The 25,038-nt window shown below is 46.5% G+C and carries 24 protein-coding genes; 8 read left to right on the forward strand and 16 right to left on the reverse strand.

The features are described 5' to 3' along the window. Positions 1-4: 4 nt before the first annotated feature. The 10 genes from VC159_RS00125 to VC159_RS00170 all read right to left on the reverse strand — a co-directional run bounded on the left by VC159_RS00125 (position 5) and on the right by VC159_RS00170 (position 13,399). Complete coding sequence (locus VC159_RS00125; RefSeq protein ID WP_215358853.1) at positions 5-262, reverse strand: STAS domain-containing protein; 258 nt, start codon at positions 260-262, stop codon at positions 5-7. A gap of 18 nt (positions 263-280) precedes the next feature. Continuing rightward, entirely contained in the window at positions 281-922 is a 642-nt protein-coding gene (locus VC159_RS00130) for an MlaC/ttg2D family ABC transporter substrate-binding protein (RefSeq protein ID WP_215358852.1), read from the reverse strand. A gap of 69 nt (positions 923-991) precedes the next feature. Then, positions 992-1,744, reverse strand: a complete 753-nt coding sequence (locus tag VC159_RS00135) for a VacJ family lipoprotein (protein WP_251367746.1) — start codon at positions 1,742-1,744, stop codon at positions 992-994. After that, positions 1,741-2,223 (reverse strand): outer membrane lipid asymmetry maintenance protein MlaD, encoded by a 483-nt coding sequence (gene mlaD / locus VC159_RS00140; protein WP_215321296.1) that lies wholly within the window; start codon positions 2,221-2,223, stop codon positions 1,741-1,743. Before mlaD ends, VC159_RS00135 begins: the two co-directional genes overlap by 4 nt. Before the next feature lie 21 nt (positions 2,224-2,244). Then, positions 2,245-3,033, reverse strand: a complete 789-nt coding sequence (gene mlaE / locus VC159_RS00145; protein WP_215321295.1) for a lipid asymmetry maintenance ABC transporter permease subunit MlaE — start codon at positions 3,031-3,033, stop codon at positions 2,245-2,247. Beyond that, the gene (locus tag VC159_RS00150) at positions 3,030-3,884 is read right to left on the reverse strand and encodes an ABC transporter ATP-binding protein (protein ID WP_215358850.1); all 855 of its coding nucleotides are present in this window, start codon (positions 3,882-3,884) and stop codon (positions 3,030-3,032) included. Before VC159_RS00150 ends, mlaE begins: the two co-directional genes overlap by 4 nt. Before the next feature lie 10 nt (positions 3,885-3,894). Beyond that, on the reverse strand, positions 3,895-5,358 hold the full coding sequence (locus VC159_RS00155; RefSeq protein WP_215358849.1) for a glutamate synthase subunit beta: 1,464 nt from the start codon (positions 5,356-5,358) through the stop codon (positions 3,895-3,897). A 47-nt stretch (positions 5,359-5,405) separates the two neighbouring features. Then, on the reverse strand, positions 5,406-10,151 hold the full coding sequence (locus VC159_RS00160) for a glutamate synthase-related protein (protein WP_323472379.1): 4,746 nt from the start codon (positions 10,149-10,151) through the stop codon (positions 5,406-5,408). A 194-nt stretch (positions 10,152-10,345) separates the two neighbouring features. Continuing rightward, positions 10,346-11,050, reverse strand: coding sequence for a transposase (locus VC159_RS00165; protein WP_323472380.1), 705 nt, complete (start codon positions 11,048-11,050; stop codon positions 10,346-10,348). Between the two features lie 12 nt (positions 11,051-11,062). After that, the gene (locus VC159_RS00170) at positions 11,063-13,399 is read right to left on the reverse strand and encodes a penicillin-binding protein 1A (RefSeq protein WP_323472381.1); all 2,337 of its coding nucleotides are present in this window, start codon (positions 13,397-13,399) and stop codon (positions 11,063-11,065) included. A 103-nt stretch (positions 13,400-13,502) separates the two neighbouring features. On the opposite strand from VC159_RS00170, the gene VC159_RS00175 reads away from it, so the two are divergent. From VC159_RS00175 to aroB, 4 genes are read left to right on the forward strand one after another with little or no spacing between them, the layout of a single operon-like run. Continuing rightward, positions 13,503-14,231 carry a hypothetical protein gene (locus VC159_RS00175; RefSeq protein WP_323472382.1) on the forward strand — a complete coding sequence of 243 codons (729 nt, stop codon included), beginning with the start codon at positions 13,503-13,505 and terminating at the stop codon, positions 14,229-14,231. Next, the gene (locus VC159_RS00180; RefSeq protein WP_323472383.1) at positions 14,228-15,349 is read left to right on the forward strand and encodes a secretin and TonB N-terminal domain-containing protein; all 1,122 of its coding nucleotides are present in this window, start codon (positions 14,228-14,230) and stop codon (positions 15,347-15,349) included. The genes VC159_RS00175 and VC159_RS00180 overlap by 4 nt, the downstream gene beginning before the upstream one ends. Positions 15,350-15,361: 12 nt before the next feature. Beyond that, positions 15,362-15,886 (forward strand): shikimate kinase, encoded by a 525-nt coding sequence (locus tag VC159_RS00185; protein WP_215321288.1) that lies wholly within the window; start codon positions 15,362-15,364, stop codon positions 15,884-15,886. 16 nt (positions 15,887-15,902) lie between these two features. After that, entirely contained in the window at positions 15,903-16,985 is a 1,083-nt protein-coding gene (aroB, locus tag VC159_RS00190; RefSeq protein WP_323473539.1) for a 3-dehydroquinate synthase, read from the forward strand. On the opposite strand, the gene cyaY is transcribed toward aroB, so the two are convergent. Further along, complete coding sequence (gene cyaY / locus VC159_RS00195; protein WP_416350417.1) at positions 16,982-17,404, reverse strand: iron donor protein CyaY; 423 nt, start codon at positions 17,402-17,404, stop codon at positions 16,982-16,984. The two genes, aroB and cyaY, sit on opposite strands and share 4 nt — an antisense overlap. A gap of 2 nt (positions 17,405-17,406) precedes the next feature. On the opposite strand from cyaY, the gene lptM reads away from it, so the two are divergent. Together lptM and lysA are read left to right on the forward strand one after the other, a co-directional pair. After that, positions 17,407-17,598 carry an LPS translocon maturation chaperone LptM gene (lptM, locus tag VC159_RS10410; protein WP_416350418.1) on the forward strand — a complete coding sequence of 64 codons (192 nt, stop codon included), beginning with the start codon at positions 17,407-17,409 and terminating at the stop codon, positions 17,596-17,598. After that, entirely contained in the window at positions 17,598-18,896 is a 1,299-nt protein-coding gene (gene lysA / locus VC159_RS00200) for a diaminopimelate decarboxylase (protein ID WP_323472384.1), read from the forward strand. The genes lptM and lysA overlap by 1 nt, the downstream gene beginning before the upstream one ends. A 98-nt stretch (positions 18,897-18,994) precedes the next feature. Here lysA and VC159_RS00205 read toward each other — a convergent pair whose 3' ends face one another. Next, on the reverse strand, positions 18,995-19,723 hold the full coding sequence (locus VC159_RS00205; RefSeq protein ID WP_215358841.1) for a c-type cytochrome: 729 nt from the start codon (positions 19,721-19,723) through the stop codon (positions 18,995-18,997). Positions 19,724-19,837: 114 nt separating this feature from the next. On the opposite strand from VC159_RS00205, the gene yihA reads away from it, so the two are divergent. Continuing rightward, positions 19,838-20,503, forward strand: a complete 666-nt coding sequence (gene yihA, locus VC159_RS00210) for a ribosome biogenesis GTP-binding protein YihA/YsxC (RefSeq protein WP_323472385.1) — start codon at positions 19,838-19,840, stop codon at positions 20,501-20,503. Next, on the forward strand, positions 20,481-21,515 hold the full coding sequence (gene hemB / locus VC159_RS00215) for a porphobilinogen synthase (protein WP_323472386.1): 1,035 nt from the start codon (positions 20,481-20,483) through the stop codon (positions 21,513-21,515). Before yihA ends, hemB begins: the two co-directional genes overlap by 23 nt. A 17-nt stretch (positions 21,516-21,532) precedes the next feature. On the opposite strand, the gene dsbD is transcribed toward hemB, so the two are convergent. The 4 genes from dsbD to VC159_RS00235 all read right to left on the reverse strand — a co-directional run bounded on the left by dsbD (position 21,533) and on the right by VC159_RS00235 (position 25,018). Then, positions 21,533-23,212, reverse strand: a complete 1,680-nt coding sequence (gene dsbD / locus VC159_RS00220) for a protein-disulfide reductase DsbD (RefSeq protein WP_323472387.1) — start codon at positions 23,210-23,212, stop codon at positions 21,533-21,535. Further along, positions 23,209-23,559, reverse strand: a complete 351-nt coding sequence (cutA, locus tag VC159_RS00225; RefSeq protein WP_323472388.1) for a divalent-cation tolerance protein CutA — start codon at positions 23,557-23,559, stop codon at positions 23,209-23,211. Before cutA ends, dsbD begins: the two co-directional genes overlap by 4 nt. A gap of 69 nt (positions 23,560-23,628) precedes the next feature. After that, positions 23,629-24,021 carry a 50S ribosomal protein L17 gene (gene rplQ, locus VC159_RS00230; RefSeq protein ID WP_072582073.1) on the reverse strand — a complete coding sequence of 131 codons (393 nt, stop codon included), beginning with the start codon at positions 24,019-24,021 and terminating at the stop codon, positions 23,629-23,631. A 16-nt stretch (positions 24,022-24,037) separates the two neighbouring features. Next, positions 24,038-25,018: a DNA-directed RNA polymerase subunit alpha gene (locus tag VC159_RS00235; protein ID WP_215321281.1), complete on the reverse strand. Its 981-nt coding sequence runs from the start codon at positions 25,016-25,018 to the stop codon at positions 24,038-24,040. Between the last annotated feature and the right edge of the window lie 20 nt (positions 25,019-25,038).

Genomic DNA, 25,038 nt, shown 5'->3' on the forward strand with positions numbered 1-25,038 from the left:
GCCATTACAAACCTAGCAATGTAGAAACACCATAAACACCTGCCAAAACCTTGAGCTTTGCTGGTGCATGCTCCACTGAAATGGATTGCCCATCAGCCATCAGCTTTTTTTGCCATGCCAATAAAACGGTGAGCACGGTGGAGTCAAAATCTTTTAACTGTGAGCAGTCTATTGAACGCAAGCTTGGGCTATTTAATAGACCCTCTTTCTGTAATAGCAAAGCATTTTCTTGCGTTACTTTTTTTGGCAAAAGAAAGGGCATGGTATCTGTGCTTAACAATTAATTGGCTGGTTTAGCGCTAGCCAATTGCTTATTACGGTCCTGCAAAAACTTCACCAAGCCTTCAATGCCGTTTTGACTAATTTGATTAGAGAACTGATTGCGGTAAGCCTCAACCAACCAGACGCCCATGATGTTCATGTCGTACACCTTCCAACCATTGGCCGTTTTCTCAAGGCGGTAATCTAAAGGTACTGGGTCGCCACGTCCAAGCACTACGGTTTTAACAACTACCTCTTTGTCATCCGGTGCGGCACGTAGAGCTTTGAATTGCACAGTTTGATCGCGTAGCTGACTCAAAGCCCCCGAGTATGTGCGAATGAGCAAATTCTTGAACTCGGAAGTCAATTGAGCCTGTTGCTCAGGAGTTGCCTTTTTCCAATTAGGGCCCATCGCCATTTCTGTAGTGCGACGCATGTCGGTATATGGAACAATTTTCTTCTCAACTAAATCCACAACCTTAGGAATATTGCCTTTTTGGATATCGGGATCAGACTTGACCGTTGTCATTACGTCAGTAACGACCATTTTAATAAGGGCGTCTGGGGGTGTTGATTGATCAGGGGTTTGTGCAAAAACAGTACTGGCCGCAAACATCAAGCCAGCAAAAATGAAACTGGAGATTCTTTTAAAGCTTTTCATATTCCCACCCACTGTCTTTATATTAATTGAGACTGATTCTAATCGCTTCAAACTGCATTACTGGATTGCTTATTGGTATGGATTCTCATAAACCGGCATCTGAGGCTCTTCATCATCCCTACCCTCATTGATTTGATAAGCGCGCCTCTGAATATACGCATCACGCATAAAGCTGTACTTATCAATTGCAGCGCCATCTAATAAATCACCAGCCTCATAGTAGGTATTACGTGCGTTCACTACACGCAAACCAGTAATACTATTTCGCAGACCAATGTCCTTCACGAAGCTAAATAAATAGTCTGACTCCAAATCTGCCACCGTACCAAAGGTATCGCGCACATTACTTGGGCCAAAGAAAGGTAAGACCACATAAGGTCCAGAGGGTACACCCCAAACACCCAATGTTTGACCCCAATCTTCCTTATGCTTTTCCAGTCCACCGGGAGTTGCAAGATCGATAAGCCCACCGAGCCCCATAGTGGTATTGACCACTACCCGCATGAAGTCATTAAGGGCATAGTCTGGCTTACCTTGCAACAAGTTAAATAGGGCGGTGTAAATGTCGTTGTAATTACTAAAGAAGTTATAAACTCCTTCGCGTACAAATTCAGGCAATACAAATCGATAACCCGCAACCACTGGCTTTAACAGATAAGCATCTAGGCCTTCGTTAAATTCAAACACTGAACGGTTAAATGGCTCCCAAGGATCCTGAGGAGAGCGCTCTACGCCAGCAGGAATGGATGCGCAGCCAACGAAGGAGGCAATCAAACTTAGCAAGACTGCCATCTTGACTTTGCGCATAAGGAACAACATCATTTTGCTGCGCCCTTTTCTTGGCCGCTATCTGCTGCTTTGTTGTAAAGGAACTGGCTGATCAAATTTTCTAAAACAATGGCTGATTGTGTCTGCGCAATCTTTTCGCCGTTGGTCAACATATCATCTGAGCCGCCCGCCTCAAGACCAATGTATTGCTCACCTAATAAACCAGATGTCAAAATCTTTGCGGAAGAGTCCTTCGGAAACTTATAGGAATCTTCAATAGTCATCACCACAGTTGCTTGATAAGTTTTGTCATCGAAAGAAATATTGGCAATTCTGCCAACCACTACACCCGCACTTTTCACTGGTGCGCGAGGTTTGAGGCCGCCGATATTGTCAAAGCGTGCGGAAATTTTGTATGTTGGCGCGAATGACACTGCATTCATATTGCCAACCTTCAGTGCGAGAAATAGAGCTGCTAGTAAACCAATAGCAACAAAAATTCCTACCCAGACATCAATTGCACTTTTTCTCATAAGAGCCCCAGTTTATTCTTTCTAATTTGAGAACATCATCGCGGTTAGCAAGAAATCTAATGCCAAAACCGATAAAGAAGAGATCACTACGGTACGAGTAGTGGCTTGCGAAACACCTTCAGGTGTAGGTTTGGATTCATAACCCTGATAGAGGGCAATAAAAGTAACTGCCACGCCAAACACCATGCTTTTAATTAAGCCATTACCAATATCCGAAAACAGATCAACTCCGCCTTGCATCTGCGACCAAAAGGCGCCTGAGTCGACCCCAATCAAAGGCACGCCAACTAGGTAGCCCCCCAAAACGCCGACTGCCGTAAAAATAGTTGCCAAGATTGGCATAGAAATAATGCCAGCCCAAAGTCGTGGCGCAATCACGCGACCCAGGGGATCGACTGCCATCATTTCCATGGCAGTTAATTGTTCACCAGCCTTCATGAGGCCAATCTCCGCAGTTAAGGAAGTGCCAGCCCTACCGGCAAACAATAAAGCGGTAATTACAGGGCCCAACTCACGAGTTAAAGAGAGGGCAACCAATAGCCCAAGCGCTTGCTCCGAACCATAACGATTTAAGGTGTAGTAACCCTGCAAACCTAAAACGAATCCAACAAATAATCCTGAGACTGCAATGATCACAAAAGAATGATTACCAACAAACAAAATTTGATCAATTACTAAACGAGGTCTTTTGAGCAAGAATCCAGAACGTGCGATCACTGCCGCAAACATACGAGCAGCCAAACCCAGACTACTTAAGTTGCGACGTACAAAGAATCCAAGATCGCCAAACAGGTTCAGAAGTGTGGTCATAAGGCGCCCACTCCAAAATCTTCTTCCAAGCTTTTTCCTGGGTAATGAAAAGGCACAGGGCCATCTGGCGCTGCATCTAAAAATTGTCTAACAAAGGGATCAGTTGAACGACTCAATTCCTCGGGAGTTCCTTCTGCGCCAATGCGGCCATTCGCTATGAAATACACATAATCAGCAATGGCAAAAGTCTCTTCAACATCGTGCGTAACCAATAAACTCGTAGCTCCCAGGGCGTTATTCAGATCACGAATTAAGCGTGCTGTAATGCCAAGAGAGATTGGATCCAGGCCAGCAAATGGCTCGTCGTACATGATGAGGGGTGGATCTAAAGCAATGGCTCTAGCGAGGGCAACACGCCTTGCCATGCCACCAGAAATTTGCGAAGGCATTAAGTCTCTCGCACCGCGCAAACCCACTGCATTCAACTTCATGAGCACTAAGGAGTGCAAGAGTTCTTCACTGAGATCTGTATGTTCGCGAAGTGGAAAAGCAACGTTTTCAAAAACACTGAGGTCAGTGAACAGTGCGCCGAACTGAAAAAGCATACCCATGCGACGACGAGCAGCCATCAACTCAGCACCATTCATCTTGCCAATGTCTTGACCTTCAAATAGAACTTGACCTGATTGAGCATTAAATTGCCCACCGATCAAACGCAGAATGGTGGTCTTGCCACAGCCGGAGCCGCCCATCACAGCCACTACCTGGCCACGTCGAAACTCCATATTGAGACCCGACAGAATCTGCCGCTCACCTGGAGCATAGGAAAAGTTGACGTCTTTAATGGAGACGACAACTTCACCTGCAGATTGCTTACTTACATCCAATGAGTTTGGCTGGCTGCTGTTCATATCCCCGCTATTATCGGGGTAAAACAGATGACCCCATTAAATACTGGTCTACTGCCTGGGCGCATTGACGACCCTCACGAATTGCCCAAACCACCAAAGACTGTCCGCGACGCATATCGCCAGCAGCAAATACCTTAGGAACGTTGGTTTGGTAGGCATTTTGACCATCTACAGTTGCTTTTGCATTGCCACGAGCATCTTTCTCAACACCAAACGCATTTAATACCTGCTGAACTGGAGATACAAAACCCATTGCCAAGAGCACTAAATCTGCCTTGATCTCGAATTCTGAGTTTGGCACTTCTGCCATCTTGCCGTCTTTCCATTCCAGACGAACACCAATCAACTTCTCTACTTTGCCGTTTTTACCTTCAAAACGCTTCGTTCCAACAGACCAGTCACGATCACAACCCTCTTCATGCGAGGAAGATGTACGTAATTTTGTTGGCCAATATGGCCAAACCAAGGGCGTGTTCTCAACTTCTGGAGGTTGAGGGAGCAATTCAAACTGAGTAATCTTGGTTGCGCCGTGACGATTTGATGTTCCAACACAATCTGAACCTGTGTCACCACCACCAATAACAACTACATGCTTATCGGTTGCACGAATTTCATTTTTAAAGTCGCCAGCATTTTCCTTGTTTTGTGGAATCAAAAATTCCAACGCATAGTGCACGCCAGCCAACTCACGACCTGGAACCGGCAAATCACGTGGCTGCTCTGCACCACCAGTGATCACTACCGCATCAAAGTCTTTCATCAACTGCTCAGGAGAAACTGTTTTAGTGGAGTAATTTTTTACTTCAACACCAATCTCTTCTTTGCCAACAAAAACGCCTGTCTCAAACTTCACGCCTTCGGCCTGCATCTGCTCAACACGGCGATCAATCAACCACTTTTCCATTTTGAAATCAGGAATACCGTAACGCAGTAAGCCGCCAACACGATCATTCTTTTCAAATACAGTGACGTCATGACCAACGCGCGCCAATTGCTGTGCAGCCGCCATACCCGCTGGGCCACCACCAACAACCGCCACTTTCTTGCCTGTCTTGGTCTTGGATGGCTGAGGCTTAACCCAACCACTTTCCCAGCCTTTATCAATAATGGCGTGCTCAATAGACTTGATGCCAACCGCAGTGCTATTGATCCCCAAAGTACAAGCTGCCTCGCAAGGCGCTGGGCAAATACGGCCAGTAAATTCTGGGAAGTTATTGGTTGATTGCAAAACATCTAATGCATTCTTCCAATCGTTCTGAAATACCAAGTCATTGAAATCAGGAATGATGTTATTCACTGGGCAGCCGTTATTACAAAATGGGATGCCGCAATCCATACAACGTGCGCCTTGAATCTTCGCCTCTTCATCGGTTAATGCCGCCACAAACTCTTTGTAATGATGGAGGCGTTTAACCGGTGCTTCGTACGTCTCACCGACGCGCTCAAACTCCATAAATCCAGTGACCTTACCCATATCGAATCCTTAGTATCTTTTCTTAATGTCTTTATTAATTAAGTGGCTTATGCCGCAACAGTTTTGTTCTGAGCTTTTTCCCACAATTCACCAAGAGCACGCTTGTACTCAGTAGGGAGAACCTTCACAAAACGACCACGAGCATTTTCCCAATCAGCCAAGAGCGCTTTAGCACGCTCAGAGCCGGTGTGACGGAAATGACGCTCAATCAAGCCCTTCAAAATTTGCTCATCAGTCAAGCGCTCGCCACCATCTTTTACATCGATAGGAGCATGCCATTCGGACTTCGGCATCTTAGCGATCTGCTCAGCAGAAGGCAGCACTTTTACTAGCGTTGCCATGCTGGTGTTACAACGCTTATCGAACAAGCCATCCTCGTCGTAAACGTAAGCAATGCCACCACTCATGCCTGCAGCAAAGTTACGGCCTGTCGCGCCTAATACAACCACTGTTCCACCAGTCATGTACTCACAACCGTGGTCGCCAGTACCCTCAACAACCGTTGTAGCGCCAGAGTTACGAACTGCGAAACGCTCACCAGCTACGCCATTAAAGAAGGCTTCGCCAGCAATTGCCCCATAAAGAACGGTATTGCCAACAATGATGTTCTTAGCGGTATCGCCACGGAACTCGTGAGGAGCACGAACAATCACGCGCCCGCCTGACAAGCCCTTACCAACGTAGTCATTGCCGTCGCCAACTAAGTCTAATGTGATGCCGCGTGACAAGAAGGCTGCAAAACTTTGACCAGCTGTGCCATTCAATTGAATGTGAATCGTGTCATCCGGCAAACCTGCGTGCCCATAGCGCTGCGCAACTTCTCCAGAGAGCATAGCGCCTACGGTACGGTTCACGTTCTTCACCGGAACAATGAAGGAAACCTTCTCGCCACGCTCTAATGCAGGCTCACTCTTCTCGATCAAGATGTTGTCAAGCGCACTAGCTAGGCCATGATCTTGAGTTAACACTTGGTAACGTGGAACTTCAGCAGCAACTTGTGGTTCAGCAAATATCTTGCTGAAATCCAAGCCATGCACTTTCCAGTTTTCAATGCCCTTACGGGTATCCAACAAATCAACGCGACCAATTAAGTCATCAAACTTACGAATACCAAGTTGCGCCATGATCTCGCGAGCTTCCTCGGCAATAAAGAAGAAGAAATTCACCACATGCTCAGGTTTGCCTGAGAATTTCTTACGCAATTCTGGATCTTGAGTAGCTACACCAACTGGGCAGGTATTCAGATGACACTTACGCATCATGATGCAACCCTCAACTACTAATGGAGCAGTCGCAAAACCAAATTCATCCGCACCCAACAAAGCGCCGATCACTACGTCACGGCCTGTTTTCATCTGACCATCAGCCTGAACACGGATACGGCTACGCAGACCATTGAGAACCAATGTTTGCTGTGTTTCAGCTAAGCCGAGTTCCCATGGAGAGCCAGCGTGCTTGATTGAAGAAAGTGGAGATGCACCAGTTCCGCCATCATGACCAGCAATCACAACGTGGTCAGCCTTAGCTTTTGCCACACCAGCAGCAATAGTTCCAACGCCCACTTCAGATACCAACTTCACAGAAACGTCAGCCTTTGGATTAACGTTCTTCAAGTCATGAATCAATTGAGCAATATCCTCAATCGAATAAATGTCATGGTGCGGAGGAGGAGAAATCAAACCAACACCCGGCACAGAGAAACGTAACTTACCGATGTAATCGGATACTTTTCCACCAGGCAATTGGCCGCCTTCACCAGGCTTAGCGCCTTGGGCCATCTTGATTTGAATCTGATCGGCAGAACGTAAGTACTCTGTAGTCACGCCAAAACGACCAGAAGCAACCTGCTTAATTTTGGAGCGCAATGAGTCGCCATCCAATAATGGAATATTGGCTTCAACTACATCACTGCCCAAGATGCTGGCTAATGTCTCGCCCTTCTTAATTGGAATGCCCTTGAGCTCGTTCACATAACGATTTGGATCTTCGCCACCCTCACCAGTATTGGACTTACCGCCGATACGGTTCATAGCAATGGCCAAAGTAGCATGGGCTTCTGTAGAGATCGAGCCCAAAGACATCGCGCCCGTTGCAAAACGCTTAACGATTTCTTTTGCAGATTCCACTTCATCCAATGGAATCGCTTTTGCTGGATCGAGCTTGAATTCAAACAAACCACGCAAAGTCATTTGACGCTTGGTTTGATCATTGATGATATTGGCGTACTCTTTATAAGTCTGATAGCCCTTCTCAGCACCAATGCGTGTGGAGTGCTGCAACTTCGCAATCGTGTCTGGAGTCCACATATGATTCTCGCCACGAATACGGAAAGCATATTCGCCACCAGCATCAAGCATATTGGTTAAAACTGGATCGTTACCAAATGCAGCTGTGTGCATACGTAAAGCTTCTTCAGCCACCTCAAATACGCCGATACCACCCACGTTTGATGGGGTGCCTTTGAAGTACTGATCAATGATGTCGTGATTTAAGCCTATCGCTTCAAAAATCTGTGAACCGGTATAGGACATGTAAGTGGAGATGCCCATTTTGGACATGACCTTTTGCAGACCCTTGCCTACAGCTTTTACAAAGTTCTTCACAGCTTTTTCTGCAGATAAGTCTCCAGACAATCCTTTAGCCATTTCAGCTAAAGTTTCCATGGCGAGGTATGGATGAATGGCTTCTGCACCATAACCAGCCAAGAGTGCAAAGTGATGAGTCTCACGTGCGCTGCCAGTTTCAACTACTAAGCCAACGCTGGTGCGCAAACCTTTTTGCACCAAATGCTGATGGATAGCAGAAGTTGCCAACAAAGCCGGAATAGCGACATGCTTCTCGTCAACCTGACGATCGCTCACGATCAAAATGTTGTAGCCAGAACGTACGGCATCTGCGGCTTCAGCACACAAAGAAGCTAAGCGAGCTTCAATGCCCGCTTTGCCCCATGAGGCTGGATAGCAAATATCCAACTCATAAGAGCGGAACTTGCCGTTGGTGTAGTGACCAATGTGGCGAATTTTGGTGATGTCATCAAAATCCAAAATAGGCTGACTAACTTCTAAACGCATTGGTGGGTTGATGTTATTGGTATCCAACAAATTAGGTTTAGGCCCAATGAAGGAAACTAAAGACATCACCATATTCTCCCGAATCGAGTCGATTGGGGGATTGGTCACCTGTGCAAATAATTGCTTGAAGTAGTTATAGAGAGGCTTGTCCTTATTAGAAAGAACAGCCAATGGGCTGTCATTACCCATTGAACCAATAGCTTCTTCACCATTCATGGCCATTGGAGCCATCAAGAATTTAATGTCTTCTTGTGTATAACCAAATGCCTGTTGACGGTCTAATAATTTAGCTGCTGGACGAATAGTCGTTTTCTCGTCAATTAGGTCTGCCTTGCTGGCATCGACTTCATCTAACTTCACACGAACCGCATCGATCCAGCTCTTATACGGCTTGGCTTTAGAAACGGCATTCTTAAGCTCAACGTCATCAATGATGCGGCCTTGCTCCATGTCGATCATGAACATCTTGCCTGGCTGCAAACGCCATTTTTGAACGATCTTGCTTTCAGGAATTGGCAACACGCCGGCTTCAGAACCCATGATGACCAAGTCATCGTCGGTTACGTAATAACGTGCTGGACGCAAACCATTGCGGTCCAAGGTTGCGCCAATTTGACGACCATCAGTAAATGCCATTGCCGCAGGTCCATCCCATGGCTCCATCATTGCTGCGTGGTATTCGTAGAAGGCACGACGATTGTCATCCATCAATGCATGCTGTTCCCATGCCTCAGGAATCATCATCATCATGGCCTGAGCTAATGGGTAGCCAGACATCACCAACAACTCTAAGCAGTTATCAAAGCACGCAGTATCTGACTGGCCTGGATAAATCAACGGCCAGAGTTTTTGCAAATCATCGCCAAGCACTGGGGAGCTAATCGCGCCCTCACGTGCATTAACCCAATTGACGTTACCTTTAACGGTGTTGATCTCACCGTTGTGCGCAATCATACGATACGGATGCGCTAATTCCCATGCAGGGAAAGTATTAGTAGAGAAACGTTGATGTACTAAAGCAAGCGCGGATACAGTGCGCTTGTCTTGCAAGTCTTGGTAATAAGCGCCGACTTGATTCGCTAACAGCAAACCCTTATAAACAATGGTTCTAGCGGACATTGATGCAACGAAATATTCTTTACCATGCTTCAAATGCAAATCTTGAATTGCATGACTTGCTGTTTTGCGAATCACATACAACTTACGCTCGAGCGCATCGGTTGTCATGATGTCGCGGCCACGGCCAATAAAAATTTGACGGATAAATGGCTCTGTCATTTGCACAGTTGGAGACATCGGCAATTTCACATCTACCGGAACATCTCTCCAACCTAAAACAACTTGTCCCTCTAAGCGCACAGTGCGCTCTAGCTCTTGTTCGCATGCCAAACGGGAAGCATGCTCCTTCGGCAAGAAAATCATACCAACGCCATACTCACCTAATGGTGGCAAAGTCACGCCTTGCTTAGCCATTTCTTCGCGATACAAAGTGTCTGGGATCTGAATCAAGATGCCCGCGCCATCACCCATTAACGGATCGGCACCAACCGCTCCCCGGTGATCTAAATTCTCAAGGATCTGTAAACCCTGAGAAACGATCTCATGAGATTTCTTACCTTTGATATGTGCAACGAATCCTACGCCGCAAGCGTCATGCTCATTACTAGGGTCATATAAACCTTGAGCGATAGGGCGAAGATCTGTATTTAATTTTGTAGTCATAGTATTTCCGAGGGGCGACAAAGGCCTAATTACTTTTGGAGGATCCAATATAGGTGAATACCCACACCGATGCAATAGAAATAAAATGAGTCTGTCCCATTTATTTAGATGTCGCACCAATATGAATTCTATATATGGGGACAGAGTCGGAATACTCAATACCCTATTTGAAGTACAGGGAAACTATTAATTACCTAAGTAACTGAATTTAATGAGTTAATTTTTCTAGGACGCCCACGGTGGCGAATTAATGCAAGCTCCGGAGCGTCTTTAAAGAGCTTTTTGGCATAAATATCACTGACCCAAGGCTTAGATCGCAATAGAGATTCTGTAATTTGGCGGTCTTCCCAGTGAGGTGCGCCCTCTTTTACAAAGTTCGACCAGCTCATCTGTCTCTCAAAGGGGGTATTACCCAACCTCCAAAAATGCTGATGATCTACCAACCAAGGCTCCGCATTGCCCCCAATGTGGGTTGCAAAACTCGTCCATGTAGAGCTTTGGGGATTAGATTCATAACCAGATCTCACCGGATTGAGCTCTATATAACGCTGGCAGCGTAAAAAATAATCCGGGTCAATCAAAGATGAGCGATAGCGCCCCTCCCAAATAGTTCCAGAGCGGCGGTGCAGTTGATTGAAGTACTGGGCATAACGACGGCCAAGAGACTGCATTGTTTTCGCAAGCGAATCTTCGCTTTGGGGAGTCATGAGCAAATGCACATGGTTAGGCATTAAAGCAAACGCATGCACAGCACAGCCAAACTGCCTCGCTGCTTCACGCAACCACTCTAGATAAGTACGACGATCTTCATCGGCAAAGAAAATGGTTTCACGATTATTGCCGCGGACCATCACATGCATTGCTTGGCCTGGTATTACTGTGCGAGCTTGCCGTGCCATGTTGAAAACGAACTATTGCAGTTCGCGCACACCGCCGTTAGTAGAGAAGTCCGGGATAAACCAGTCACCATCAACTTGCGTTACGCCGCTTGGCACTTCGCGGGAGATCTGAGGGCTATCTTTTAACGCAGTCGCCATATAAGAAATCCACATTGGCAAAGCAAGTCCGCCACCAGTCTCTCGATCCCCCAAACTCGCAGGCTTATCAAAGCCAATCCATGCAATCGCAACTACCTTAGGGTTATAGCCAGCAAACCAGGCATCGTGCGAATCATTCGTTGTACCTGTTTTACCTGCAATATCGCTACGTCCCAACTTACCACGCGCAGAGGCTGCGGTACCCGTCTTGGTTACTTCTTGCAGCATGCTGTCCATCACAAATGCAGTGCGCGCATCCAACACACGAGGCGCATCTTCGCCCGCATGCGTAGGTTTTGCTTCGAACATGACGGTGCCTTTAGAGTCCACCATCTTGTCAATCAAGAATGGATCTACACGATAACCACCATTGGCAAACACACTATAAGCAGAGGCCATCTGCAACGGGGTTACAGAACCCGCGCCCAAAGCCATTGTTAAGTAAGGGGGATGCTTTTCTGGTTCAAAGCCAAAACGCTGGATATATTCCTGCGCATAAGAAGGGCCGATGGCCCGAATAATGCGAACCGACACTAAGTTCTTTGATTTTGCCAAGGCATTGCGCAAGCGCATCATGCCGTCGTATTTACCATCGTAGTTTTTTGGCTCCCAGGCCTGACTACCAGTCTCCATGCTGCCAATGGACAAGGGTGCATCGTTCACCATCGTGCTTGGGGTAAAACCTTTTTCAATGGCGGCAGCATAGATAAATGGCTTAAATGAGGAACCCGGCTGACGTAAGGCTTGTGTCACATGGTTGAATTGATTACGACGGAAATCGAAGCCGCCCACTAAAGACAGAATTGCGCCGGTCTCCGCATTCATGGAGACAAAAGCAGCTTCAACTTGCGGAAGTTGAGCCAACTTCCAAACTCCCCCATCCGATAACAAACGCACTACAGCGCCTGGACGTAAGCGTTTTTTGGGCTGAGTACTATCAGTAATCGAGGCAGCCGCTAACTTCATGCCTTCACCTTTGATAGTGATGGTGTCCCCCGTTGAAATCATGACTTGCATTTCTTTTGGTTTCACATCGAGCACAACACCAGACTGCAAATCATCTAACTGTGGGTAAGCAAGTAATGCCTCATCGATCGCGCGCTGGCGCTTCACGGAGTCTTCAGGAAGATCAATAAAACCTTCTGGACCACGATAAGCGTGACGCAAGTCGTATTCAAAAATTCCGCGACGAACGGCTTTATAGGCCGCATCTTGATCTGCCTTCAAGATGGTTGTATATACGTCGATGCCTTGTGAATAGATCGCCTCGCCATACTGCGTGAACAGTAATTGACGAACCATTTCAGCCGGGAAGTCAGCCCGAACTGCAAACTCATTACCCAAGCCGCGAATATGTAATTCCTCGATCATCGCTTTTTGGTATTCCTCTGGGGTGATGTAACCCAGATCGCGCATGCGCTGAAGAATGTACTCTTGACGAATCTTGGCACGGCGGAAATTGCTCACAGGGTTATAAGCTGATGGCGCTTTTGGCAAGCCAGCGAGCATTGCTGATTCTGCAATCGTGATGTCCTTGAGCTCTTTACCAAAATAAATCTGCGCGGCACTCGAGAAGCCAAACGCCCTCTGACCCAAGAAAATCTGGTTCATGTAGATTTCTAAGATTTTGTCTTTGGTTAGTTGAGACTCAATCTCCCAAGCAAGGAGAACCTCATAAATTTTGCGGCTAAAGGTTTTCTCATTACTGAGGAAGAAATTCCGAGCCACCTGCATGGTGATAGTAGATGCCCCTTGCGAAAGGTGGCCGCGCAAATTGGTTATCGTTGCCCGCAAAATGCCAACGTAGTCCACACCACCGTGAGAATAGAAACGATCATCCTCAATTGCTAAAACAGCGTTACGCATGCTCAACGGTATTTCATTCAAAGGAATGACCTTACGGCGCTCCTCGCCAAACTCACCAATCAACACTTTGTCTGCAGTGTAGATACGCAGAGGAGTCTTAGGGTTGTAATCCGTTAAAGCAGAGATCTTAGGAAGATTAGGTTTTGCGACCAAGAACGCATAGCCCATCAAAAGCGTGATTACCAAAGCAAAGACTACGCCGATGATCAGTAAGGCCTTTACAAGTGGATTGCTGGAAGTCTTGCGCGGCAAGCCAGGCTCAACTCGTGAATTCCGGGGACGTCTATCGGATGGACGAATGGGACGCTGATTCAGCGGCGGCTTGTCTTTTGGAGGTAAGGCCATATCCAAATTATAGGGTGCTTAGACAATTTCCCTAAAAGCTCCAAAACCCCTGTTTCGCTTATAGACAAGATCCTATTTCTGACGGTGGGTTCAATCTAGGCTGATGGATTTTCAGCACCCAAAACAGAAGAATATGGGCATGCCCGCCCGCCATATTTCCAGCCAATCTTTTGATGAAATTCTGAGTGATCTCGGCGATGATCCAGCCATTCCTGACCCCCATGGAATACGCAAACCTCCTCCCCAACAAGGCACCCCGCCTAGGGCCGCAAACCAAGGCAGAAGCAATCCCTTCACAGACCCGTTAAGTCCTATTCGGATCCAAAACTCACTGCAAGGAGTTGCACTTCCAATCGTCCTTATCGGCATCTTGCTGGCAGCGGCTATTGCATTTTTTGCTGCCTACACCTCACTCAACGACCAATCCCAAAATGCTTTGGAGGCATCTCAACAACAGATCTCTGAATTGAAAAAAGAGATGCTATTAATGCGTGATCAAGTTAACCAAGATCAAGATGATCTATATCTAGCAATTGATAAAATAGAAGTAAGTATTCACTTATTAAAGGAAAGAAAGCCCGAAACAAGATCCCTCAACAGGCCGCAAGCACCAACCCATGAGTCGGAGCTACGCCGCTGGCGTTACCTCGGCACATCCCAAATGGGCAATACCCAGCAAGCCTATTTCCATACAGGGAAAAGCCATCTTGCCTTTGAGAAGGGGGCGCAGGTTTTAGGGGAATGGCGCCTAAGCTCTATAGAAAAAGGACTTGTGACCCTGACCCATCCCCAGGGCAAATCTCTGGTTCTAAAGGCTTCAAAAAGCGAATGAAGCCCAGCCTAAATAACCCCCAGAAATACTTCAAACTGATCACCTGTTGGTTAGCTGTATTGATGCTTTTATCCAGCAATACAGCAATGAGTAATACGCCTGCACAAAATCATTTCCTGGTCCCTATTAGCCTGCAATTTACCGATATTGAATTAACTGAACTTTTAGAAACTATGGCGAAATTGGGTAATACCAATTTTTTATTAAGCGAATCCATTAAAGGGAAGATCTCTATAGACCTTAGAAATACCCCCTGGCAAACAGCCCTTCACTCCATTCTGGCAAGCCGCGGCTTACGACTGGTGCGCAATGGAGAAATCTACTGGATTGGGCCTCATGCAGAAATCCAAGCTTTTCAGAAATTCCGGCGAGAAGACGCTGCCCTCCCCTTCGGTGGTGACCACATTAATAGTCCAAGACAAATCCTCATAGAGGCACGAATAGTTGAGGCCGATGAACGTTTTGCCCGTGAGCTAGGAGTCAAGCTGGGATATCAAGCTAATGGTACCGGGGATAACGCAGATCAAAAATTGATTGGCAGTATTGATCTGGGTGGCGCTGGTTTGAGTGGTTTTAATCCAGCAACCATGGCCGCAACCTTAGTCTCCAGAAATGGAAGCCGTATTTTGCATGCAGAACTTTCTGCGCTTGAGTCTGAAGGTCAGGGAAAGATTCTTTCCAACCCACGCATCATGACTGGCGACCAAGTAAAGGCAACCATTGAGCAAGGCACAGAACTGCCGTACCAAACCTCGAATCAAAATGGCAGCAAGTTGCAGTTTAGAAAGGCAAACCTTCGCCTAGAGGTTTTGCCAAAAATCCATCCAGACGGAAAGATATCAATGCTAGTGGGCATTAATAAGGACACTGTAGGCATGAAAACAGAACAGGGATACGCCATTGACACCAAAAGCCTGAGCTCAGAGGTCACCGTTGAAAACGGCGGGACAGCAATCATTGGTGGCATTTTCCAAACTACCGAACGGGAAGACGAAGTCAAAATCCCGCTCTTAGGCGATATACCCCTCATTGGTCATTTTTTTCGCCACAAATCCAAATTACAAGACAAAACCGAGCTACTTGTCTTTTTAACTCCGACCGTTCTCGACAAACCCTAATAAAATCGGAGGGTGAACTCCTCGACAAACAATATCTTTCTAATCGGCCTCATGGGCGCCGGGAAGTCGACCGTCGGTAAAGTCTTGGCAAAAAAATTAGGTCGTCGCTTTCTAGATGCCGACCATGTCATTGAAGAGCGCTGTGGCGTAAAAATTCCCGTCATTTTTGAAATGGAAGGTGAGGAAGGATTTCGCAAAAGAGAGGCGCAAGCCATTCGTGAAATTACCGCTGAGCAAGATATTATTTTGGCAACCGGCGGTGGCGCTGTTCTCTCACCAGAAAATCGGCAGGCATTAAGTGAGGGCGGCACCGTGATTTATCTTCACGCAAACCCAATTGAACTTTGGCATCGCACCAAAGGTGGCGAGGGTCGCCCCTTATTAAAAAATGGGGATGCCAAAAAGATTTTAGAAAACTTATATGCCGTTCGCGATCCTCTGTATCGTGAAATCGCTGACCATGTGATTGAGACTGGCAAGCCTAGCGTTAATCAGCTGGTCAATACCTTAATCATGCAGCTTGAACTTTCCGCTTAAATATATTGGCACTATGATGAAAACACTTGAAGTTGATCTTGGCAATCGCAGTTACCCGATTTATATTGGCAAAGATCTGATTGATCAAGCAAGCTTATTTAAGGCCTGTGAAAAAGCAACCTCTATTTACATTGTTAGTAACACTACGGTTGCCCCGCTCTATGCTGAGCGCCTAACTAAGACGCTGAGCACCTTTGGGAAGCCTGTTAGAACAATTGTTCTACCTGATGGCGAGTCATATAAAGACTGGAAAAATCTTCAGTTGATTTTTGATGACCTTTTAAAATTTGGCGCTGATCGCCATACCATGTTGGTTGCTTTGGGTGGTGGCGTAATAGGCGATATGACTGGATTTGCTGCCGCTAGCTTTATGCGCGGCATTCGCTTTATTCAAGTGCCCACTACCTTGCTTGCTCAGGTGGACTCTTCAGTTGGCGGTAAAACTGGGATCAACCATCCGCTAGGTAAAAATATGATTGGCGCCTTTCATCAGCCGGTCGCTGTGATTGCCGATCTCAATACCTTAAAGACTTTACCTCCGAGAGAGCTATCTGCTGGGCTTGCTGAAGTTGTAAAGCATGGTGCTATTGCAGATGCACAGTTCTTAGATTGGATCGAATCCAATGCAACGCCACTGCTAGCCTGCGACACAGAAGCAATGGGACATGCCGTCTTACGTTCCTGTGAAATTAAATCTGCCGTGGTTTCTGCAGATGAAAGAGAGGGCGGTATCCGTGCAACCCTCAATTTTGGTCATACCTTTGGTCACGCAATTGAAGCGGGCATGGGCTATGGCGAATGGTTACATGGCGAAGCTGTCGGATGCGGCATGGTGATGGGAGCAGATCTATCGCGTCGACTCAATTACATTAGCGACGCAGATTTCAAGCGCCTCACCAAAATCATCCAATCTATGAATTTACCCATTACACCGCCCAAGTTTGGCGCGGGCCGGTATATGGAGCTCATGCAGGTTGATAAAAAAACTGAGGGTGGGCAGATCCGTTACGTTGTTTTAGAAAAAATTGGTAAAGCCCAGATTAAAAGCGTAGATGATGCCCAAGTGATTGAAACTTTAAGCGCTACTGGCGCGACTTAAATCAAGCCAATTTTGAGTGCTTGACCAGCTTGAGCGCTCGCAAACTCAGTCAAGTCGCTCAATAACTCTTTCCCTGTCTTGGTATCCAGCCACAAGGGTTGTGCCATCGTGCCAGCCCAGCGATAGTGATAACCGCCGGATTTGGCAGCAACCCAAATCTCATGCAAAGGTGGTTGTGTATTGATCACAATGACACTTTTATTCTTAAAACGAATATTGATCACATTCCCACCCTGGCGCTCGATATCCAAGTCGAGATCCAGCGCATCATCAGCAGCCTCCAATGCCACTTCTATAGATTGCAATAAATTGCTTCCTAGCTGGTAAAACTGCTTGTCATCAATGGTTTCTACGCCTGGATTATTTGGATTCATACCGGAGTCCTGCATGCTATATTCAATCATTCGTTTTAGAGACATTCATGATAGCGATTCTTAATAGAACCCTCTGCTTTAGCCTTCTAATATCCCTTGTTGGGTGTGGGGTAAGAGGACCGCTATTTATGCCAAATGTGCCGCCAGTTCCGCCTGCTCCTACAGAGCCGGAACCCAAAGGCAAGCTATACCCTCCTCAAACCTCCGCTAGCCCAAGCAATTCTTCATCGGCCAAGTAATGACAAGCAAAGCAATCCCCCTTCCTAAGTTATCTGGGTTTACTGAACGCGATGGCAATTGGTATGCCGAAGAAATTCCACTTGCAAATTTAGCAAAAGAATTTGGTACGCCGCTATATATCTATAGCAAAAAAGCATTAACTGAAGCCTACCAAGCCTACGATAAGGCCTGTGTTGATGGTAGCGGCAAACGTCGCGCTCGCGTGCACTATGCCATGAAAGCCAACAGCAATTTAGCAGTGATTGATTGCTTTAAAAAACTAGGGGCTGGGTTTGATTTAGTGAGTGGCGGTGAGTTAGCTCGTGCATTAGCAATTGGCGCAGATCCAAAGAGCCTAGTATTTGCTGGTGTAGGTAAATCTGCTGCTGAAATCGCTATAGCCCTCAAAGCTGGCGTCAAATGCATTAACGTCGAATCAATTGCTGAGTTACACAAGATCAACAAGGTTGCTACTGAATTAGACTGCCGCGCCCCAATCTCTTTGCGCGTCAACCCCGATGTGGATGCGCAGACTCACCCCTATATTTCTACCGGGCTAAAAGGCAATAAATTTGGTATCGCTTATCACGAGGTTTTAAAAACCTATCGTGAAGCATCGCAACTTTCTCAAATAGATGTGGTCGGAATTGATTGTCATATTGGCTCTCAAATCACGACCACTGCCCCTTACTTAGATGCATTAGATAAAGTGTTAGATCTTGTCGCACAACTGAAAAAAGAGGGTATTGTGATTCACCATCTTGATCTAGGTGGTGGCCTTGGCATTTCTTATAGCGATGAAACTCCGCCAGACATTACTGAATTTACGAACACCTTATTGAATCGAGTGGCTGATCGTGGCTTTGGTCACCTAGACGTTGTACTAGAACCAGGCAGGTCATTGGTGGGCAATGCTGGCGTGCTTCTTACCACCGTAGAGTATTTAAAGCCTGGCGCCGAAAAGAACTTCTGCATTGTTGATGCTGCAATGACCGAACTGATGCGCCCCGCCCTTTATGAGGCCCATCATGGAATAGTGCCCGTACAAAAGAAGGCGGCAAAAGCCTTGACCTATGACATCGTTGGCCCGGTTTGCGAATCTGGCGACTGGCTCGGAAGAGATCGTCATCTTGCAGTAGAGGAAGGCGATCTTCTAGCTATTCTGTCAGCCGGCGCCTATGGTTTTGTGATGGCCTCTAACTACAACACGCGCCCCAAACCTGCAGAGATTATGGTTGACGGAAAAAATGCTTACGTTATTCGCGCTCGTGAAAAAACTGCAGACTTGTTTTCTTCAGAAACAGTTTTGCCAAATTAACAATTCGAAATTGGAACGTATTTAAGAACTTTGTAAAAGTTTTAGGCAATAAAAAACCCCGCTGAAATAGCGGGGTTTTGTTTTAATGCTTTAGCTAATTAATGCAAACCTGCGATGTAATCAGCTACCGCTTTCATTTCTTTATCCGAAAGCTTAGAGGCAATCGTTGTCATTTGACTGCTGTTGGTACGAACACCTTCACGGAACGCTAGCAACTGGGCATTATTGTATTCGGCCCATTGACCGCCAAGAAGTGGGTACTGAGCAGGAATACCAGCGCCTGTTGGGCTGTGACATGCAGCACAAGCTGGAACACCTTTTGCCGCAATACCGCCACGATAAATACTTTGGCCTAATGCGATTGTTGATTTATCTTGAGCAACACCCTGGGAGATTGGCTGCTTAGCTAAAAAAGCAGAAATATTTTGCATATCTTGCTGTGTCAAAGTCGCGGCCATACCCATCATGATTGGATTTGCGCGAGTGCCCTCTTTAAAGTTTTTCAATTGCTTTGTGAGGTATGCAGCATGCTGAGCGGAAAGCTTTGGCCATGTACCAATCGCACTTTGACCTTTAGGGCCATGGCAAGTGATACAAGCGGTTACACCACGAGTTGCATCGCCATTTGAATACAGCGCTTCACCAGCGGCTAGATCAACCTTTGGCTTACCTGGAACTTCTGCTTTAGCTTCTGGAGCAGCCGCCATAGGAGCAGCATCATCAGCGGCGAAAACTGTACCGGATACGCCGATTAGAGCGAAAATAGAGAGAACCGCAAAACCAGCCCGTAAGCTAGTTAATTTGGAGATTTGAGAGGTTTGACGCATTATGTTTACCTTGGCAAAAATTCCTAAAAGTGTTTGGGCCCTGCATTTACAACCTTTTACCCAACACCATGAGATATTTCATGATTTTGCGTGATTTTACAATAGCTTCTGGACATGTCTAAACTCTTTCAAGCCCGATTCGCCACCACAGTTAATGACACCCACTGTCTGCCTGCCACCCCGCTAAGAGAGGTGGCCTTCGCAGGCCGGTCAAATGCGGGCAAATCTAGCGCTCTTAATGTCCTTTGCAACCAAAAAAGGCTGGCTTTTGCTAGTAAAACGCCTGGACGCACCCAACATATTAACTATTTTGGTGTTTTTGCAAAAGATGATCTACTGGCTTATTTGGTCGACTTACCAGGCTATGGCTATGCAGCAGTCAATCACGAGACCAAATACCACTGGAATGCCCTTCTAAGCGACTATTTACAGGAGCGAGAGCAGTTGATAGGCATGATCCTGATCGTGGACTCTAGGCGCGGTATCACAGAGCTGGACGAGCAAATGATTCAGTGGTTTGTGCCCACCGGCAAGCCTATTCACGTGTTACTCAGCAAATGCGACAAACTAAACAACAGTGAGTGCAAGCATGTGCTGGAGGCGGTACGCAAGCAATTACAACAATATGACCCGGCCCTACCTGACGGCAATGGTGAGTCCAAGCAACTTACGGCACAATTATTCTCAAGCACCAAACGGATTGGCCTTGAAGAGGCAGATAATTTAATTATTAAATGGCTATTTGAAGCAGAAACTCATGAAAATGAAATCACCAGCTAACGCATTGCTCAATTTCCCAGGACACCGTCCTCGCCGCATGCGTCGGGATGATTGGTCGCGTCGCTTGATGCAAGAAAATAATGTCACTGCAAATGATTTGATCTATCCAGTATTTTTACTGGAAGGGCAAGGAAAGGCCGAAGCAGTAGCATCAATGCCTGGCGTCAATCGCGTTTCTCTAGATTTACTTTTCCCGGTTGCACAAGAATGTGTAGATTTAGGTATTCCAGTACTTGCGCTTTTTCCAGTAATCGATAGCGCATTAAAAACTCCCGATGGTAAAGAGGCCTTTAATCCCAAAGGGCTCATTCCTACGGCTGTTCGCGAACTCAAAAAACGTTTCCCCAATTTAGGCATCATGACCGATGTAGCGCTTGATCCATATACAAGCCATGGTCAAGATGGCGTACTCGATGAGCAAGGTCGTATTCTGAATGATGAAACGACTGCAATCTTAGTTCAGCAAGCGATCACGCAAGCAGAAGCTGGTGTTGATATTGTTGCACCATCAGACATGATGGATGGGCGCATCGGGAAAATTCGTGAAGCACTCGAGCAAAAGAATTTAATTCACACCCGAATCATGGCTTACTCAGCTAAATATGCCTCCGCCTTTTATGGCCCCTTTAGAGATGCAGTTGGCTCTGCAAAGAACCTGGGTAAAGCCGATAAAAAAACATATCAAATGGATTGCGCTAATGGCGACGAGGCTTTGCGGGAGGTTGCTCTCGATATCAGCGAAGGTGCAGATATGGTCATGGTAAAGCCTGGCATGCCTTATTTGGATATCGTGCGTCGCATCCGCGAAGAGTTCGACTATCCCACCTATGCCTATCAAGTAAGCGGTGAATATGCCATGCTCAAGGCTGCCGCACAAAATGGTTGGCTAGATCATGATGCTGTGATGATGGAATCACTGCTCTCATTTAAACGTGCAGGTGCTAATGGTGTTTTGACTTACTTCGCACTCGAAGCGGCGCGCTTGCTTAAGGCAAACGCAGCAGGCAAATAAAAAACAAATTTGATTTTTTATTGAGTGCTGGCTGCTTGTTTTAATCGTTCAATAAAACGCTGGGGTGGCATGTAGCCAATCACACGTTGGTCTTTTAGCTCTTCTGAATTTTGATTGAAGATCAGAATTCCTGGGGGGCCAAATAAACCAAAACGCTTAAGTAATGCCTGGTTCTCAGGGCTATTCGCTGTAACGTCTGCTTGCAATAAAACCAGTTGCTTGAGCTCTTTACTTACCTCTGGACTGGTAAAGGTATTTACTTCCATTTCTTTACAGCTAATGCACCAATCTGCATAAAAATCTAGGAGGGCCACTTTCTTCTCTTCCTTGGCTTTGCTTAGTTGCGCATCCAACTCTGCAGGCGAATGAATCACTACAAAAGATAAATCACCTACTTGATGAATACTCTGGCCATTGACTGTTTTTGTGGCTCCCGCAACATCATTTTTCTGGAGCAATGGCGAGGCAATCCAAGCTGCCGTGGCCACCAAAAGAACTCCCAAGGTACGCTGCAAATAAATCATCCAAATACCCGTGGATGGAATCAGAATACGAGCCTCAATAGCAATAAAGAATAGCGGTAGACCCATTCCTAGTGCCATTACAAAAAGGAGTCCTGCGCCCAGGCTCATAGAGCCGGTTTGCGCAATAAAGGCCAAAACACCCGCTAGAGGCGCAGTAATACAGGGGCTAGCCACTAGAGTAGAAATACCCCCTAAAGCAAAAGCACCAAATACATTGCCGCCCTTTTGGCGCCCCGCCAACCGATCTACATGGTGATGCCATGATTGCGGCAACCGAAGGTCATATAAACCAAATAAACTGCCTGAAAGGGCTAAAAGCAAAAAGGCAAAGGAAGCCAATGCGAAGGGGCTCTGCAAAGCCCGCTGTACGCTCCCGCCAAGGGCCGCCATGAGCACTCCTGCCAAGGCATACACCAATGCCATACCCAAGACATAGGCCAGCGCTAAGATGCTGGCACGCCCCTTGGTTACAGCCTTTCCATCTTGAGTGCCAAAGATAACGCTCGACAAAATAGGGAGCATGGGAAGGACGCAGGGTGTAAAAGCGAGCGCAAGCCCCAATACAAAGAAAGCTAGAAATAAATAAGTAGTTGAAGTGCTTTCTAAAAAGCGAGCAATAGCATTGACGTCATCACGCTCACGCCATAAATCAGCCAAACTGAATTCGCCACTAGCCTGGGGGCTAGATAAAGGCATTCCATCTAAAGCATCTGGAATCGGAGCTGCTTTAACGCCGGGGCCGGCGAGTAAAAATTTCAGGGTCATGGGTGGATAGCAAATACCTGCCTCCGCGCAACCTTGCAGTGTTACTGCTGCATGAATCGGCTTGCCATCGGCAGGCGTTACATCTAAAAATATTAAGAAAGGCTCTTTATAAACTTGTAATTTTTTCTGAAAAGTTTCATCAAATTTCACCACACCCGCTGGCAATAAGGAGCTTATATTACTTAGCTTCTCGGCCTGCGTCCCCGCTTGGAACTTTAAAGATTCTTGATAGATGTAATAGCCTTTAGCAGGTAAAAATTCCAACTCCACTTGATTGGAATTTTCTAACCAAGTAGCCTCCACTCGGAACGCTTTCTCTGGGGGTAAGAAATCCGGCGCAGCAAAAACTTGCGCGGAAAGGAATAAAAATAGGGCGAAGATCTTTGCTACAAAGGAATGCATTCTCATGACTTCGAATTTACCTCAGACTCGACCCACTTGCCGTATTGCCTTTCATAATGCTCTGGAGAAAAGGCCAATATTTCTGGTAAGTCGTAAGGATGTTGCTCTTGAATAAAAGCTGAGATCTCAAGCCACTTAGACTCAGTCGTTTTTGCGGAAAGGAGAACCTCACGCTCTTCGCAAACTTTGCCCTCCCAGCGATAAAGCGATTGAATGCCGTCTGTAAGCTGCACACAAGCAGCTAGATGCTTATCCACCAAGGACCTTGCCAAGCCTGTGGCAGCCCCCAGATTAGGAAGACTCGTTAGCACCACCAAAAGCTTGCTGGAATTGGCTGGGGAGTTTTCAGACATTCTGTATTTATAACCCGATAAATGAAAAAAGCCAGACCGAAGCCTGGCTTTTTACCGTAACACCGAGACTTAAGCCTCTTCAGTTACTGCTGTTTCTTCAACTTCTGGGCGATCTACCAACTCAACCAAAGCCATTGGTGCATTGTCGCCATGACGGAAGCCAAACTTCAAAATACGAAGGTAGCCACCTGGACGTGTTGCGTAACGTGGGCCGAGCTCTGTGAAGAGTTTAGCTACGATATCGCGATCACGTGTGCGATTGAATGCTAAGCGACGGTTTGCTAAGTTGTCTTTTTTACCTAAGGTAATCAAGGGCTCAACAACCATGCGCAATTCTTTTGCTTTTGGCAAAGTTGTTTTAATGACTTCATGCTCCAAAAGTGAATTGGACATGTTGCGCAGCATCGCTAAGCGATGTGATGATGTTCTGTTAAGTTTGCGTAAGCCGTTTCCGTGACGCATGATGCTTCCTTTCTAATTATTTCTCGAGGTTGGCTGGAGGCCAGCTTTCGAGTTTCATGCCAAGACTTAAGCCACGAGCAGCCAATACATCTTTGATTTCATTCAAAGATTTGCGACCCAGGTTAGGCGTCTTCAACAATTCATTCTCAGTACGTTGAATCAAGTCACCGATGTAGTAAATGTTCTCAGCCTTCAAGCAGTTTGCAGAGCGAACTGTGAGCTCGAGATCATCAACAGGACGCATCAACATTGGATCAACCATTGATGAGCGGCTTGGTGCTAAATCACCAGAAACTTCGCTGCTCTCAAGAGCCGCGAATACAACTAATTGGTCAACCAAGATGCTAGCTGCTTGACGAATTGCTTCTTCAGGAGACAACACGCCGTTTGTTTCAATCGTCATTACTAAACGATCGAGGTCGGTACGTTGCTCAACACGAGCAGACTCAACAGCATAACTAACACGGCTTACAGGGCTGAATGAGGCATCCAACACAATACGACCAATGATCTTAGTAGCTTCGTCGCTGTACTGACGAACGTTACCAGGTACATAACCACGGCCTTTTTCAACCTTGATCTGCATATCCAACTTGCCACCAGCTGACAAGTGAGCGATCACATGGTCAGGGTTCATGATTTCTACATCATGTGGCAAGTCGATATCTTTTGCTGTAACAACGCCTGGGCCTTCTTTACGCAAATTGATAGTAACTTCATCACGTGACTGCAACTTAAATACGATACCTTTGAGGTTCAACAAGAGGTTTACTACGTCCTCTTGAACTCCATCTAATGTGGAGTACTCATGAACAACACCGGCAATAGCTACTTCAGTTGGCGCATAACCAACCATCGAGGACAAGAGTACGCGACGTAATGCATTTCCGAGTGTGTGGCCATAGCCACGCTCGAACGGCTCCATAACAACCTTAGCTTGGTTGGCGGTAAGCGCTTCAACAGAAATAATCTTTGGCTTGAGCAAATTTGTTTGCATATTTTTTCCTTGAGAGTGCC

The sequence above is a fragment of the Polynucleobacter sp. JS-JIR-II-c23 genome (genome assembly GCF_035011225.1).
GTDB lineage: Bacteria > Pseudomonadota > Gammaproteobacteria > Burkholderiales > Burkholderiaceae > Polynucleobacter.